Origin of the sequence: Mesorhizobium sp. M8A.F.Ca.ET.207.01.1.1, assembly GCF_004794715.1 — a bacterium.
In the GTDB taxonomy this organism is placed as follows: domain Bacteria; phylum Pseudomonadota; class Alphaproteobacteria; order Rhizobiales; family Rhizobiaceae; genus Mesorhizobium.
Window position 1 is genome coordinate 267,585 of the sequence record NZ_SRUS01000005.1, and the last position, 15,780, is coordinate 283,364.

Sequence of the window (15,780 nt, forward strand, 5' to 3'; positions counted from 1 at the left end):
CGGCTACCCGACCGGCGTCTCTTCCACGAGCGATCGCGCCGTCCGCTCGTCCGTTATCAGGCCCTTGAGATAGCGCCCCTCCAGCACCGACTTGATGGCACGAACCTTGATCCTGCCGCCGGCGACGGCGACGATCCGGCGGCTGGCGATATCCTCGCGCGCCAGCGCCAGTGCCCGGTTGGAAACGGTCGTCGCCACTGCCTTGCCGGCTTCGTCGAAGAAATGGCCAAGCAATTCGCCGACACCGCCATTGCGGCGGATCTCCTCCATCTCGCCCTTCTCGATCATGCCGGTGGCGACCAGCGACGCCTCGCGTTCGGCGGTCCCGATGCCGGCGAACAACAGGTCGGCGGACCGCGCGAGATCGAAGACCTCGCTGATGCCCTTCTGGCCAAGCAACACGATGCGGTCCTCCGCCGTGTTGGCGAACATCGGCACCGGCATCACATAGGCTTCGGCGCCGGTGCGTTCGGCGAGACGATGGATGACGTCATGCGGATTGGCCGAGAATTTCCGCGTCAGGCCGCCGAGCAGCGAAACGAAACGGATCCGGTCGGTGGTGGTGCGCGGCAGATATTCGACGCAGGCCGCGAGCGTGCGGCCGTGGCCGACGCCGATCAGCGCCTGCTCGCCGCGCTCGATCTCGCGCTTGAGGAACTGCGCGCCGGCAATGCCGAGCGCCTTGAGCGGCAGGTCCTCGGAATCAAAATCCGGAACCACCTCGCAATAATCGAGGCCGTAGCGGCGGGACAAATCGTCCTCGAGCTCGACGCATTCCGACACTTCACCGTCGATATAGACCTTCACCAGCCCTTCCTGGTTGGCCTTGGTGATGAGGCGGTGGGCTTTGAGGCTGGTCAGCCCCAGCCGCTTGGCAACCTCTGACTGGGTCAGGCCGCCGGCGTAGTGAAGCCATGCGGCGCGCGCCGCCATGCTGGCGTCATCGTCGCGCAAGAGGCCGTTTCCAAAACCAACCACGTTTCCGTCCCGGTGATATTTTTATCAGTTGCTGCAAAATTTTTCACATGGCTCGATCAGAGTCAAGCGACCGCTGCGCGCAATTCACGACATGATGGCCAGGGCGGGCGTCGGCCGGCCCTTTGGCGATGTCAGCGCGTGGTGATGCGAAGCGGCCCTTGCGCCGTGCCTGTCAGCACTGCGGGCGTTTCAACGCTGCTTTTGGTTGCCGCTCTGGCGATGCCAAGCGGGCTTCCGGCGGCGAAGATAGTCGCGCCTCAGGCGTCAGCCATGGTATCATCGGCCTCGGCGCGGACCAGCTTAATATCGGCCCCGGCAGCCCAGGCGCCGATATCCTCGCGACGCAGTGCCGCGGCCATCATGTCGGGAAACAGATCCGGCGTGCAGGCAAAGACGGGAATGCCGAGTGCCGCAACCGACCCGGCCATTTTGGGGTCATAACCCGGCCTGCCCTGATCGGTCAGCGCCAGAAGCACGACCACATTGACGCCCGAGCGAACGAGTGCCGCCAGCCGCTGCAGCAATTCCTGGCCATTGCCGCCTTCATAGAGGTCGGTGATCAGCACCATATGCGACTTGGTCGGCCGTTCGATGCGGTCGGCGCAATAGGCGACCGCCTGGTTGATGTCGGTGCCGCCACCAAGCTGCACGCCGAACAGCACCTCGACAGGGTCGCTGAGTTCCTCGGTCAGGTCGACGATCGCCGTGTCGAAGCAGACCAGCTTGGTCCGCACCACCGGCAAGGAGGCCATCACGGCGGCGAATATCGAGGCATAGATCACCGAACTGGCCATCGACCCGGACTGGTCGACGCACAGCACGACCTCGTCCAGATCGACCAGCCGACGCTGCTGGCGCATGAAGCCGATCAATCTTTCCGGCACGATGGTCTTGTGCTCGGGCTGATAGTGGCGAAGGTTGGCCGAAATGGTGCGCGGCCAATCTATGTCGCGCTGGCGCGGGCGGTTGGTGCGGCGCGAGCGGTCGAGCGCACCCCGTATCGCCTCGGCGGTCTTCTGCTCCAGCCGTTGCATCAGCTTGGCGACGATGTCGGCGATGATCGTGCGGGCGACGTCCTTGGTCTTGGCCGGCATGACCGAACGCAGCGAGATCAGATCGGCGACCAGATTGACATCCGCCTCGATCGCCTTGAGGAATTCCGGCTCCATCAGCATCTGCTTCAAATTGAGCCGTTCGAAGGCATCCTTCTGGACGATCTGCACCACCTGCGCCGGAAAGAACGACCTGATATCGCCCATCCATTGCGCGACTTTCGGCGCCGATCGCCCCAGCCCGCCGCGCCGCTTGCGCGGATCGGCACCAGCATCGCCGGCGCCGTCGCCATAGAGCGCATCGAGTGCAGCCGAAAGCCGCTTGTCGGTCTCGGAAAGCGCTGCCGATGACGGATCATCGGCGCCGATCGCCAGGCGCCAGCGGCGCTCGCGCTCGTCGCCCGCCTGGCCGGATTCGCTCATGTCGATCCCGTCATCCATGGTCATTCTCGCCCCTGAGCAACGGCGCGAGCCGATCGAGATGCCGGCGCCACGCCTCGCCGCCATCAGGTGTTGGTGTCAGCCCGGCCGGCAGGCGTCTGGCGCGGCCGAGCACCGCTTCGATCAGCCGCCGCCGCTCCATCGAGTCGAGGTGCGAAAAGACCCGGCGCAACAGCGGCAAATGCGCGACGAATGCCTCCTCGTCGAGCGATTTGAGCCAGGCGTCCACCGCACCGCGCAAACCTTCGTCGTAAATGAGCCGCTGGCCGGCAGTGCTGAAGAAGCCCTCGAAGAACCCCGCGGCCTCGGTGACCGCCGTGCCCGGCGACAGGCGCCGCGCGATCAGGCCCGCCGCTGCTTCAGCCGATAGATGGCCGGCCTCGTAGAGCAGATGCGCGGCACATCCCGCCACCAGCGCCGTCGAGCGCGATCCATCGAGCACGGCCGCCAGCCCATTGCGCCAGGCATCCAGAACGTCCTGTTCCGGTTCGACCAGCTTGATTGCCTCGTCGGCCTTGCGCATGACGCCGACCAATGCGGAGGAAGCCTGCGCATCGAGATCACGGGCGGCATAAGGGAGTGCGATCCCGCCTTCGACAATCAGTCGCGCCAGGAGACCGGACAGGCGGGCGGTTTCGGTCTTGCGGGCTTCGCCATAGCGGATGATGTCAGCGAGCGGCGGAACCGATGCCAGGATTTCGAGGCATTCGCTGCTGTGCGCCGCGCGTTCCTCCAGCGTCGCGAGACCGACGGTCGAGGCTTCCGACAGGTTCGCCGTGATGGCGCCTTGAACGAGTGCCGCCAAGGCGTCGAGGGATGACGCCGCGGAAATCATCTGGATCAGCCGGCCGTTGGCAGCTTTTTCGATGGTCGGGCCATGGACCAGGTTCTCGACCAGGCGAACGGCATATTCCGGCTCCCATGACAGGGTCCAGCGCTCGCGGAAGGTGCCGCGGCTGCGGCCTGCGTCGGTCAGCTTGCCCCAATGCACGCCAAGCACATTCAGCCGGTGCAGCAAGGTCGACCGAAACAGCCCGCTTTCACTGCGCAGGTCGACCGACAATTCGCGCTCCAGCGCCTCGGGCTTCAGCCGCGCCGCCTTCTGGTTGCGCTGCAGATCCTCGATCAGCGGCGCCAACGGGGTATCGGGCGGAATTTCGCCGACATCCGCACCCAACAGCAGTTCGGCCTCGACCAGCGCCCACAGGATGGCTTCGCCGTTGAACAAGGCGGCGATCGCGGCGTCGCGCAATTCCTCGAAGCCGGGCTTTGGCCGTTCGCGGATTACAGCCAGCGCGCGGGCCAGCCTTTCGGCTTCGATCAGCGAGGCGGTAGAGACCATATGCCCCTTAGCCCTCAGCACCGCGGCGATCATGGCCAGCCACAAGGTCGCCGCGTCATGTCGGCCGCGGGTGCGCCACAGATGCTTGCACCAGCCGGGGGCGACGACGCCGGCGCCATAGCCGAAGCCAAGCGCCAGACGCGGTCCGGTCCAAGGCGCCCAGGTCATCGTGCTCTTGCGCCGGGCTAGCCCTTTCAGGAGGGCCTGATCCTCTTTTTGCGGACGTGTCGCCTGCAGTGCCGGCACATGGAAGGCGCCGCAGACGACAGCGATCGGCCCGTCGAATTCCTCGCGCGCGGCGGCGATCTCAAGCCGCATATGCGCTTCGCGTTTGGCCTCGAATTCGGCAAGCGGACCTTCGCCTTCGCGCAGTGTCGTCATCGCATCGGCTATGGCCGCGAAGATCGGCCCCGGCTCCGGGTTCTGCTCGATGATGTCTGCCCACCAGCTTTCGCCATCCTCGTAGCCGGCGGCTTGTGCCAGCGCGCCGATCGGGTCACGCAGATGCGGCGCCGTTTCAGTCTCGACCTCGGCTCCCGTTTCGTCGGCAGCAGCGTCTTGCGCATCTTCAAGCGGTGCTACCCGGGCTGATGACGGCAGGTCGATGAAGCGCAATGCCGCGTTGTTGCCAACGGCCCACAGGGCCGCCTGGTATTCCGGCGAGAACTCGGCGAACGGCCAGAAGCTTGTCGAAGCCGGATCGTCTTCGGGATAGCACAGCAGCGCCACCGGCGGCTGCATTTCGGGGCGGGCGAGCAACGGCAGCAGCGCGGAAGCATCCGCGGGCCCCTCGATCAGCACGGCGACCGGTTTCAAGTCCTGCAATGCCTGCACCAGACTGTCGGCGGAGCCGGGCCCGTGATGGCGTATGCCGAAATAGGAAACCTCGCCCTGCGCCATGGCGTCAGATCGCTGCGTTCAAGGCCGCGTAATAACCGGCATAGTCGGGCCGCTTCTTCAGCACCGTCTCCAGATATTCCTCCAGCACGAGCTTGTCCTGCACCGGATCTTTCACGATCGCGCCGACGAGGCTGGCGGCCAGGCCTTCGGCGCCGAGCTTGCCGCCATCGAACCATGCCGCCTGGCTGAGCCCGCCGACCATGGTCGCGATCGCCTCGGCCGTGGACAGCGACCCGGATGGCGTCTTCAACGTCACCTTGCCGTCCGATGTCGCGCCCGAGCGAAGCTCGCGGAAAATGGTCAGCACGCGAGCGATCTCGTCGCCGACATTCTTCGGTACCGGCAGGTCGAGACCGCCGGCCATCTCGCCGACTCGCTTGGAGACGATCGCCACCTCCTCCGCCATGTCTTCGGGCAAGGGCAGCACGACGACGTTGAAGCGGCGCTTCAGTGCCGAGGACAATTCGTTGACGCCCTTGTCGCGGTTGTTGGCGGTGGCGATGATGTTGAAGCCGCGTTGCGCGTAGATCGAGGTGTTGAGCTCGGGGATCGGCATCATCTTTTCGGACAGCACGGTGATCAGCGTATCCTGCACGTCCGAACCCATGCGCGTCAGTTCCTCGAGGCGGCAGAGCTTGCCGCCTTGCATGGCGCGATAAAGCGGTGTCGGCACCAGCGCCTCCTCGCTCGGGCCCTTGGCGAGAAGCTGTGCGTAGTTCCAGCCATAGCGGATCTGGTTTTCGTCGGTGCCGGCGGTGCACTGCACGATCAGCGTCGAGTCGCCCATGATGGCGGCGGCGAGATGCTCCGACACCCAGGATTTGGCGGTACCGGGAACACCAAGCAGCAGCAGGGCGCGGTCGGTTGCGAGCGTCGCCACCGCGGTTTCCATCAATCGGCGACGGCCGACATATTTCGGCGTAATCGGCGTGCCGTCGTCGGCTTTTCCGCCGAGGAGATAGGTCAGCACCGCCTTTGGCGACAGGCTCCAGCCGGCGGGCTTTTGCCGATCGTCGTTACGCGCCAGCGCCTGCAACTCGCCGGCATAGGCCTGCTCGACCGGAAGACGGATGACTGCGTTCATTTGCTGTTCTCCGGATTTGATCATTTTCGAGATTCGGACTGATATTCGGCCAGCGCCGCGTTGAGGCGCAGCAAGCCGAGCGAAGGGGCTGCCGGCGGCATGCCGGCTGTTACCATCTCGTCGATCAGCCGCTTTGCCGTGGCTGACGTGGCAAGAAAGCCAAGCATTTCGAGGACGTTGTCGGCGGTCCGCCTGGCGGCGTCATCGCTTCCGCCAACGGCCGGACGCAGCGCCTGCAGGACCTGCCCAAGGTCGCCCCACTCCACCCAGCCCGCCTCGGCGGCTTCAAGCAGGCTGAGCGAGGCGAGATATGCCGCGTCTTTCAAGATCAGCCGGATGAGGGCCTGTTTTCTTCCGGTATCCAGGCGCGGCATCAACTGGAGCACGAAAAGCGCCGGCTTGCCGCCTTCCGCGACAAGCGTGTCGGCCATCTGCGCCACCGCGCCATCGCTGCCCGAGGCGGCCACCATTCGCGCGAAAAAGATATCGGCATTGTTGTCGGCGCCGAACTGCCAACCGGCGATGAATTCGGTTTCGCCAACGCCAAAGCGTGTGGCGAGATCAACGAGATTGCAGGTGCCGAACAATTCGGCGCGGCGCTGGTCCTGCGCCGGGGATTTTGGTTTCACCGGCGTGTAGGTCGTGCGACGGCGGATGAACCCGGATTTGCCCGCGCTGATGAAGGCCGCAAGTTCGGTGACCGGATCTTCGCCTCCGCCCTCACCTGGAAGGCCGTGCTGACCCAACCTTGCCAACAGCCGGCCGGCGAGTTCGCGCACCTTGCCTGAGCGATCGGCGGAGAGGCCCTTCAGAAACGGCACGTCATCCGGCCCCAGCCCGAAATGCATGAGTTGGATAAGGGCAAGCCTGATCTCCGCAGGCTCGCCGGATCCCTTGGTCTCGATCAGCAGCCGGGCCGAAGCCGGTTCGCGGCGGCGCATCTCGGCCAGTGCCGTACGCCGCGCCGCGGGGTAGAAATCATGCCAGTTTTGCGCCGTCAGCCTGTCTTGGCTGATATGGCTTTGCCCTTCGACGCCCGCCTGCCAGTCGACCCAGGGGGCATAAACATCAGGACTGTCCTGATCGGAGGCGGCCGGCATCCAGTCCATCGGATGCAGCACCAGGCCATGGCTGGCGACAAGCGCCACCACCCGTACCTTGCCCCTTGTGTCGGCCGCCTGTTTGAGTGCGGCTCTGACAAGCGGCCGCAGCTGGGCGGGCAACATCGGCAAAGCGAGTGCTGGTAACGGGGGGCGGCGTTTCAGCGTCGATGGCGCGGCGGGCCGCAAGGCGATTTCAAGCGCCTGCGCGGCGATCACCAGCAGCCGGCGCTCCTTCTCGTCGGGGTCCGAACCGCCGGCGATTTGTTGCCACGCCACCGGGGCCAGGTCGAAGCTCGTTCCGCCGGTGATCCAGCAGTCACGCATCGCCGCCAGGCCGATCTGCTCAAGCTCGTTCACGACAGGTCGAGCCTCCCGAAACTGCTCCGCGCCGCCAGGAGGTCGAGCCGGCTGCCATTCCAAAGCGCGACCGTTGCCGCGAGATCGATACCGAGAAGGGTTGGACTGACAGCCTCGTTGATCGGCAGAGCGATGCCGTTCGGGTCGCCAGCCGCCTGCCACCAGGGCGCGCCCCGGTCGTCGAGCAGGATCGCGCCTGGCGGCAGCATGACAGGACAATCGGTGAGCCACGGCGCCGCGTCCTGACAGAAAAGATGCGTGGCGAGCGGATCCGTTTCGCTCGACGCAACAGCAGGCCACTCGCCCGACGAAACCTTACCCTTGCGGTCCATCACCAGGGCACGCAGCGGCTGGCGTGACGGATAGAAGATCAGCCGCGCGTCGAAGCGGTCGCCTGGTGTGAAGGCGTTGGACCGGCGGCCGGCCGAAGCCGGGAAATAATCGAGCAGAAGCGCGAATTGCGGAGCGGCACTCCTGATATCGAGCAGCCAGGTCGAATGGCTGACGAGACCGTCGCGGCGGGTCTCGATCTTCTCGCCGAGAACCTCCCATGCACTTTCGACCTGGACCGCGTGGGGGCTGGCCAGAACCTGCTCGCGCGTTTCGGAAGTCGACACCAACCGCTTCATTTCGGGATCGTCGGGCGCGGCACGCCAGGCCTTGGCCAGCAGCACCAGCTTGCCAAGTTCGCGGATCGCCGCATCGGGCCGTTCTTCGCTGCGAAGCGACATCAACCGCGACGGAATCTCATCGAGACGGCCGGCAAGGGCCGTCGCCTTCATGTCGACCAGCCGCGCGGCAATCCGGCGGCAACGGTCGCCGCTGTTGTCGACAAATCCGGCAAGACCAAGCCGTAACTGATCCGATATCCACTGGTCCATCTCGTCCAGCGCCGCCGAGACCGAAGATCGTGTCTCCTCGGCCCGCTTGCGCTGTGCCGCTTCGCGGCGTTCCACGGCCGCCGTGTCTTCCACCTCGGTGCTCTCGTCGGTCCGCGCGGCTTCACCGATGCTCTTGCCGCCGGCACCCGAGGCCTGTTGCGTGCTCGGCGGCGTGGTCTTCCTGCGGCGGCCGAGCCAATCATTCACCCACTCCGGCGTCGAATCGGCGGGGGTAAAACTGGTCGGCACCGTGGCGGCGATCCACATCAAGGCCAGGCTGTGCTTGCAGGGGAATTTCCGCGACGGGCACGTGCATTTATAGCCATGATCGCCGGTGTCGACGACCACACGATAGGGATTGGAACCGGATCCCTGACACTCGCCCCACATAAGGGCCAGCGCTTCGTTCTTTTCGAGGCGTGGCCAGTTCGATCGTTTGGTCAGCTTGGAAGCGGCGCTCAGCGATGCCTGGTCAGGGGCAAGCGCCTCGATCGTTTTCAAGTCAAATTCCAAGCCGCGCCTCTGGTCGCCAGAACGAATGCCAGTTGCCAGTATAGATGGCCGTCTGTGACGGATTCTTGTAGCAGCGGCGGACTGGAGATCAATACAGGCGCTGCGTGCCGATTGTCTCTACCAGCCCGCTGCGCACGCAAAAAGGCGATATTGGCGAGACCCGCCAATAAATTCTATTGGAGGATTCGTGTCGGCGCGTGGCCTGGATGGTCACGCGCCATATCGGCATGGACCTCCCCCTCGGCCAGCGAACGATCGAGCCCCGTCGCCACCACTGAGACCCTGAACCGGCCTTCCATGCTCTTGTCGAAGATGGCACCGACGATGATGTCGGCGTCCTCGTAGACTTCCTCGCGAATGCGGGTGGCCGCCTCGTCGACCTCGAACAGGGTCATGTCCCTGCCGCCCGATATCGACACCAGGACGCCCTTGGCGCCCTTCATGGACATTTCGTCGAGCAGCGGGTTGGCGATCGCGGCTTCCGCCGCCTTCATCGCCCGTCCGTCGCCGGACGCCTCGCCGGTTCCCATCATGGCGCGGCCCATGCCGCGCATCACCGATTTGACGTCGGCGAAGTCGAGGTTGATCAGGCCTTCCTTGACGATGAGGTCGGTGATGCAGCTGACGCCGGAATAAAGCACCCGGTCGGCGATCACGAAAGCGTCGGCGAAGGTGGTCTTGGCATCGGCGATGCGGAACAGGTTCTGGTTGGGGATCACGATCACCGTGTCGGCGGCCTCGCGCAGCCGCTCGATGCCCTCTTCGGCCATCTGCATGCGGCGCCTGCCCTCGAAGGTAAACGGCTTGGTGACGACGCCGACCGTCAGGATGCCGGCCTTGCGCGCCGCCTGGGCGATGATCGGAGCCGCACCCGTTCCGGTGCCGCCGCCCATGCCGGCGGTGACGAAACTCATATGGGTGCCGGCCAGATGATCCATGATCTCGTCGAGCGATTCCTCGGCCGCGGCACGCCCAATCTCGGGCAACGAGCCGGCGCCGAGGCCTTCCGTGACGTGCGCGCCAAGCTGGATCAGCCGCGTCGCCTTCGACATGGTCAGCGCCTGGGCATCGGTGTTGGCGGCAATGAACTCGGTTCCCTGAAGCTGTTCCACGATCATGTTGTTGATCGCGTTGCCGCCGCCGCCGCCGACGCCGATAACGGTGATCTTGGGTCTCATCTCGGAGATTTCCGGCTTCTTGAACTCGGCCATGCCTGCTTCTCCTTCGCCAATTGCGTGCGCTTCACGACCCACAAGCAGACTGCCCGTAGGACATTGCAATCGAGCGGCATGACGCGAATCAGTCCGTTCGGATGGGTACCCCAAAAAGCCAGAGAGCGGCCGCACGTGCAAGTGTGTGAAGGTCAAGTTTTGTGATGAAGAGGCCGACCTGCGAGAACGCGATTGTCCGGTCCCGGGTGATCGCGATACTGTCGTCGCGGATCAGGCGCCACGACGGATGCCTGGCGATGGCCGGGCGGAACCCGCCTTTGCCGATCGTCTCAATGGCCAGGGCGAGATCTCCGCGGAGTTCGACATCAATCAAAGCTGGAGGGGTATATCTCCCTTCCAGAACCCAAAAATTGAAAGAGTTGTCCAGTTTGCCAGCCATGAGATTGCGTCAGCCGGGATTGCGGCGCGGACTTTCGCGGCGATGAAACGCCCCGTCGATCACGGCGCCATGGCCGTCTCAGGCTACACCGTTCCCTGGCATACAGCGGCCGGAACACCGGTCGCCCTTCATGTCTCGTCGTCGCGGCAGCTACGCGACGTGCACGTCGTGCGGCTCGATACTCCCGCGGCCGAGCCGATGGGCTGGCGCGTCGAGCCGACGGGAAATGCCGTGTCCCACCGCGATTTCGATCACGGATCCTTCCTGAAGATCGCGGCGGCGGAACTGGCCAAGGCCACCGAGATCGAAGGCGTCGCCTTCGAAGTGTATTTGACGCGCAACGATGGCGCCCGCGTGCTGTTCGAGAGCGGAAACCTGCGCCTGGGCTTGCAGGACGGGCGGCTGACGTCAGGCCACGACGGCAAGCCGCTCGAAACCCACGTGGCCTTGCCGGCAAAGACCTGGCTCAAGGTCGAGATTTCGGCAAACGACGGCGTGACCGTGCTGCGCATCGAATCGGACGATCTCCTGTCGCCGTTTCGCCTGCATCGTCAATTCGACCTCCCCTGGCGGCCCCTGTCCGGAGACATGGTCTTCGGGACCAGCGCGGCAAACGACCTCAGGTCGCTCAACGCCAAGTTCTCGGCAATCGCGCTGCGAACCGCGGCCGGTCGCATCGCCTGGGCGTTTCCTACTCTGCTGCCGAGCGGCCCGCTCGCTTCGACAGGCGCCGATCGCGGCCTCTTGCTGGAAACGGTCAACCAGCCCGCTTTCTGCATGACCTCGCGGCGCTGGGACGGGTCGAGTTTCGATCCCCGCCTGGTGCCGTCGCATTACGACGCCGTGCATTGCCACGACGACGACATGGGCGCGTTGCAGTGGCCCGCCTCCTACCAGTTACAGGTTCCCGCCGAGACGCCGTCCGGGGTCTACGCTTTCGAGGTCGGTCACGATGCCGGATCGGAGCGCGTCGTCTTCTTCATCACTTCGTCGGTGCGCCGGGCGCCACTGTTGTTCCTGGTGCCGACGGCCACCTATCTCGCCTATGCGGATGAATTCCTGCCGGCGCATCTCTACGAATGGATGTGCGAGGATCGCGGCCATCGCTTCGCGATCGACAACAATCTGAAGTCGCTCTACGACTACCACAGCGATCTCAGCGGCGTGTCTATCTGTTCCATCAGGAAGCCGAAGGCGACGCTGCGCGACGACTACAATTATCCGCTGTGCGGCTGCCCGCACAATCTGCCGGTCGACCTGCACTTTCTGCGCTTCTGCCACAGCAACGGCATTGCCTTCGATCTCATCACCGACCGCGATCTGCATGAGCGGGGCCTTGCCGGCCTGCAGGATTATCAGGCTGTCATCACCGGCAGCCATCCCGAATATATGTCGGTCGAGATGGAGCATGCGCTGCGCCAGTTCGCGGCGGCGGGCGACAGCATCGCCTATCTCGGCGGCAATGGCTTTGCCGGCAAGGTCGCATTCAAGGACGATCTGATGGAACTGCGCCGCTCGCCGCTCGAGGCGGGCCGGACCTGGGACGGCCCCATCGCCGAACAGTCACTGTCGATCACCAACCAGCCGGGCGGCTATCTGCGCGCCAGTGGGCGCGGTGAATTCTCGCTGACCGGCGTCGCGATCTCGCTGATGGGTTTTGACGGCGCGCGACCCTTCACACGCACGCCGGAAAGCCATCAACCCTCGGCCGCGTGGTTGTTCGACGGCGTCACCAGCGAGACCTTCGGCGACGAGGGCATCGTCCTTGGCGGCGCCGCCGGCTACGAAGTCGATGCCACCGATCCGCATCTGGGCACGTCCCCCGACACCATGGTCATTGCCCGCGCGACCGGCTTCCCGGACAGCTTCGTCCATGATGCCACCCGTTGGTACGAGGGAGGTGAAAGCGAGCGCGACGGCCGCCGCTGCGCGGAGATGACGCTGCGCCATCTGTCTTCGGGCGGCCTGATCTTCTGCGCGAGTTCGGTCGCCTGGTGCGGCGCCTTGCCGGCGGGCGATGCCATGAACGACGTCGGCCGGATCACCAAGAATTTGCTGACGCATCTGGCGGCGGAAAAGAGCCGGCAGGCCGGGGATCGATAGCCCGGAAAGGAAGGCAACCCACCGCACCGCGCCGGTTCGGGCAGTTGGCTTGCCGCGCAACGACCGAAGCGTCTATCATGTATGATCAATCGGCGGCTTGGGTGTTCCCGCCGTGCCCGGCTCAAGGTTTGTCCGCGGCGCGTGTCGTCAGGTCAATTTCAGAACGCATGAAGCAACCCGCCAATGGCCGACAGAACACATTTCGGTTTGACCGCCGTCGACACCGTGCCCTTGCACGAGAAGGTCTATCTGGAGCTCGTGCGGGCCTTGATGTCAGGCCAATTCCTGCCCGGCCAGAAGCTGACCTCGCGCAAGCTTGCCAGGGAACTGGGCACCAGCGACATGCCGGTGCGCAGTGCCTTCATGCGGTTGCAGGCCTTGCGGGCGCTGAGCCCGATGCCGAGCGGCAGCGTCGAGGTGCCGGTGATCTCGGCCGAGCGGTTTTCGCAGTTGACCGCCGTGCGCACGATCCTCGAAGGCCCGGCGACCGAGCTTGCGACGAAACTGATCAACGGCAACAATCTGCGGGCGATCCGACGCCATTGCGCGGAATTGACCCTGGCCGCCCGCAAGGGCGACATCGGCGACTATCTCAGGAAGAACCACGATTTCAAATTCTCGATCTATCGTCATTGCGGCAACGAGCAGATGGTCTTCCTGATCGAGACGGTGTGGATGCAGGTCGGCCCGTTTCTCCGAAACCTCGCCATGGGGTTCGAGGACGACCTCTCCTCCATTCTGGACATCGACTATCACGAGGAAGTCGTCGCGGCGATCGAGGCACAGGACGGCGCGCGGGCGCGCGCGGCCATCGTTCGCGACATCGACGAGGGCGCCGCGCATATCCTGCGGCAGGCCAGGTTTCCGGAAGCGAGGAGCTAGACCGGTGTCTCCTGGACCCGTCACCAGATGCCACTTGGCTTTCCCTTGCCTTGCCGCTATGTTGCGATCGCAAATCGCGCAATTGGTTCCTGAAATGCCTCCCGACATCCCGGCTAATGATCTGAAAAAATGAAGGAAATTCTTCCGACTGATGTCGGAGATGCCTTCATGGACTCATCAGCCGTCTTGTCGTGAAATAGGGTGGCCGCCTTAGGCGCGGCACCGCAGGGAACCAGAGGTAACGGAAATTGAGCGATGCAATTGCGGACGTTCTGAGCTGGCTTGAAAGCAGAAACGACATCCAGAGCCTGAGGGCGGCGGTGTGCGACCTCAACGGCGTCATGCGGGGAAAACGCATCCCGGTAGAGCAGGCCCGCAAGGCGCTCGAAGGCAAGCTGCGCATGCCCTACTCGCTGATCGGGCTCGACATCTGGGGCGAGGATATCGAAGGCAACACGCTGGTTTTCTCGACCGGCGATGCCGACGGCCTTTGCCAATGGACGGGACGCGGCATCCTGCCGGTGGACTGGACCGCGCATCCGACCGCGCTTGTCCCGCTCTGGCTAGCCGACGAGAGCGGAGCGCCCTATCTCGGCGATCCCCGGCGCGCGCTGGCCCGTATCCTCGACCGTTACAAGGCGCTCGGCCTGACCCCGGTCGCGGCGACAGAACTTGAATTCTATCTGGTTGATCCGCAGTCGCAGCGGCCGGTCGGACCTGTCTCGCCGGTCACCGGGCGGCGTCTCGATTCCGACGCGGCATTGTCGATCGACGAGATCGACGATTTCGAGGCCTTCATCCACGACGTCTACGAGGCCTGCCGGGCGCAAGGCATTCCCGTCGACACGGCGATTGCCGAAAACGGCGTCGGCCAGTTCGAGATCAACCTCAACCATGTCGCCGACGCCCTGCGGGCCGCCGACGATGCGGTGTTGTTCAAACGCGCGGTGAAGGGCATTGCCCGCAAGCATGGCTTTGCCGCCTGCTTCATGGCCAAGCCCTATGGCGACCGGGCCGGCAACGGCTTTCACGTCCATTTCAGCCTGGTCGACGCCGACGGTCGCAACGTGTTCGACGACGGCACCGATCAGGGCTCCGAAACCATGCGCAACGCGGTCGGCGGGCTGCTGGCGGCGATGGCCGAGAGCACGCTGGTCTTCGCACCGCACTTCAATTCGTATCGCCGCCTTCGCCCGCGCTCCTATGCACCGACCGCGGTCGCCTGGGGTTACGAGAACCGCATGGTCGCGATCCGCATTCCCGGCGGCCCGACCGGGGCGCGCCGCATCGAGCATCGCGTGTCGGGGGCGGATGCCAATCCCTATCTGGTGCTTGCCGCCATATTGGGAGCAGCCCTGATCGGCATCGAAAGACAGATGTCGCCGGGCGAGCCTACCGGGAGCGATGGCCAAGGCGCGGCGCCAGCCAAGCTACCGCCGGACTGGGCCTCCGCGATCGCCACTTTCGAAGGTGGAACGCATGTGGCGGAGATCTTCCCGGCGATCCTGCGCGACTCTTTTGTCGCCTGCAAACGCCAGGAGTTGAACACCTTTGCCCTCAACGTCAGCGACTTCGAGATCGAGACCTATCTCGAAAGCGTCTGAGTGTTTACGGCGATCATCCGGCCTTCAGCACCGAGACCGCCGCCTCGCTGTTGTGGACATAGTCGTTGGCGTCGGGCTGCCTCTGCACCAACAGGATGAACAACAGGTCGGTTAGTGTGAGCTGCGCGTCGCGCGCGGTGATGGACGAGGAGCGCGCACGTTCCTCATCGGCGATGGTGTAGAGGCGGATGTCGGCGACGCGGCTCAGCGGATTGTCGTGCAGGCCGGTGACGGCGATCACCATTGTTCCGCGCTTGGCTGCAAGCTCGGCGATGCGTAGGGTTTCGATGCTGGCGCCGGAATAGGAGAGCGCGAACAGCACATCGTCGGGCCCCAACGTCGAGGCGTTGGCCATCTGGATGTGACTGTCGCTGTCGTGCAGCACATTGCGACCGAGCTTCATCAGCTTGTAGGAGAAGTCCCGCGCCACCAGCGAGGAGGCGCCGACGCCGACCAGATGGATGCGGCGCGCGCCATCCAGCAGTTCCAGCGTCCGGGAGATGATGCGCTCGCTGTTGGCGGCGACGGTCTGCTGCATCGACAGCAGCTTGCTGCCGATCAGCTTCTTCAGGATGACCGGAAAGTTGTCGCCGACCTCGATCGAACCATGGATGACACCGGCCGGCACCTGCCAGTCCTGCGCCTTGGCCTCGCTGACGGCGAGCTTGAGCTCCTGGTAGCTGGCATAGCCGAGCTTCTGGCTGAACTTGACGACACTCGACTGGCTGCGGCCGATCTCGGCCGCGAGCGCCGCCGTCGACAGGCGCAGCATCTGGTCGGGATTGTCGACGATGTACCGGCCGATCTCGCGATCGCCGGGCGCCATGCCGTCGAGCTTCGCATTGATCCTGCTTAGGACGGACACGGGAATTCCTCGCTGTTCAGACTTGCAAGACGAGGAATAAATTATTCCAATTTCGATTGACAGC

The 15,780-nt window shown here is 64.6% G+C and carries 12 protein-coding genes; 3 read left to right on the forward strand and 9 right to left on the reverse strand.

Annotated features, from left to right (window positions below; genetic code table 11):
- Positions 1 to 3 precede the first annotated feature (3 nt).
- From EN850_RS16770 to EN850_RS16805, 8 genes are all read right to left on the reverse strand, one after another.
- On the reverse strand, positions 4 to 978 hold the full coding sequence (locus EN850_RS16770; protein ID WP_189343682.1) for a sugar-binding transcriptional regulator: 975 nt from the start codon (positions 976 to 978) through the stop codon (positions 4 to 6).
- Between the two features lie 257 nt (positions 979 to 1,235).
- Positions 1,236 to 2,471, reverse strand: a complete 1,236-nt coding sequence (locus EN850_RS16775; protein ID WP_135865193.1) for a VWA domain-containing protein — start codon at positions 2,469 to 2,471, stop codon at positions 1,236 to 1,238.
- A complete protein-coding gene (locus EN850_RS16780) occupies positions 2,464 to 4,713 on the reverse strand; it encodes a DUF5682 family protein (protein ID WP_135865191.1) in 2,250 nt (749 codons plus the stop codon). Before EN850_RS16780 ends, EN850_RS16775 begins: the two co-directional genes overlap by 8 nt.
- Before the next feature lie 4 nt (positions 4,714 to 4,717).
- Positions 4,718 to 5,797 carry an AAA family ATPase gene (locus tag EN850_RS16785; RefSeq protein ID WP_135865188.1) on the reverse strand — a complete coding sequence of 360 codons (1,080 nt, stop codon included), beginning with the start codon at positions 5,795 to 5,797 and terminating at the stop codon, positions 4,718 to 4,720.
- Between the two features lie 20 nt (positions 5,798 to 5,817).
- Positions 5,818 to 7,257 (reverse strand): DUF5691 domain-containing protein, encoded by a 1,440-nt coding sequence (locus EN850_RS16790; RefSeq protein WP_135865186.1) that lies wholly within the window; start codon positions 7,255 to 7,257, stop codon positions 5,818 to 5,820.
- Complete coding sequence (locus tag EN850_RS16795) at positions 7,254 to 8,639, reverse strand: SWIM zinc finger family protein (RefSeq protein WP_245512072.1); 1,386 nt, start codon at positions 8,637 to 8,639, stop codon at positions 7,254 to 7,256. Before EN850_RS16795 ends, EN850_RS16790 begins: the two co-directional genes overlap by 4 nt.
- Before the next feature lie 185 nt (positions 8,640 to 8,824).
- Positions 8,825 to 9,862, reverse strand: a complete 1,038-nt coding sequence (ftsZ, locus tag EN850_RS16800; protein WP_136091793.1) for a cell division protein FtsZ — start codon at positions 9,860 to 9,862, stop codon at positions 8,825 to 8,827.
- A gap of 88 nt (positions 9,863 to 9,950) precedes the next feature.
- The gene (locus tag EN850_RS16805; protein ID WP_136091794.1) at positions 9,951 to 10,262 is read right to left on the reverse strand and encodes a hypothetical protein; all 312 of its coding nucleotides are present in this window, start codon (positions 10,260 to 10,262) and stop codon (positions 9,951 to 9,953) included.
- A 42-nt stretch (positions 10,263 to 10,304) separates the two neighbouring features.
- Between EN850_RS16805 and EN850_RS16810 the strand changes: the two genes are divergently transcribed.
- From EN850_RS16810 to EN850_RS16820, 3 genes are all read left to right on the forward strand, one after another.
- Positions 10,305 to 12,365, forward strand: coding sequence for a N,N-dimethylformamidase beta subunit family domain-containing protein (locus EN850_RS16810; RefSeq protein ID WP_136091795.1), 2,061 nt, complete (start codon positions 10,305 to 10,307; stop codon positions 12,363 to 12,365).
- A gap of 183 nt (positions 12,366 to 12,548) precedes the next feature.
- Positions 12,549 to 13,247, forward strand: coding sequence for a GntR family transcriptional regulator (locus tag EN850_RS16815; protein WP_136091796.1), 699 nt, complete (start codon positions 12,549 to 12,551; stop codon positions 13,245 to 13,247).
- A gap of 248 nt (positions 13,248 to 13,495) precedes the next feature.
- Entirely contained in the window at positions 13,496 to 14,851 is a 1,356-nt protein-coding gene (locus tag EN850_RS16820) for a glutamine synthetase family protein (protein WP_136091797.1), read from the forward strand.
- A gap of 13 nt (positions 14,852 to 14,864) precedes the next feature.
- Here EN850_RS16820 and EN850_RS16825 read toward each other — a convergent pair whose 3' ends face one another.
- Complete coding sequence (locus EN850_RS16825) at positions 14,865 to 15,716, reverse strand: MurR/RpiR family transcriptional regulator (protein ID WP_136091798.1); 852 nt, start codon at positions 15,714 to 15,716, stop codon at positions 14,865 to 14,867.
- Positions 15,717 to 15,780 lie beyond the last annotated feature (64 nt).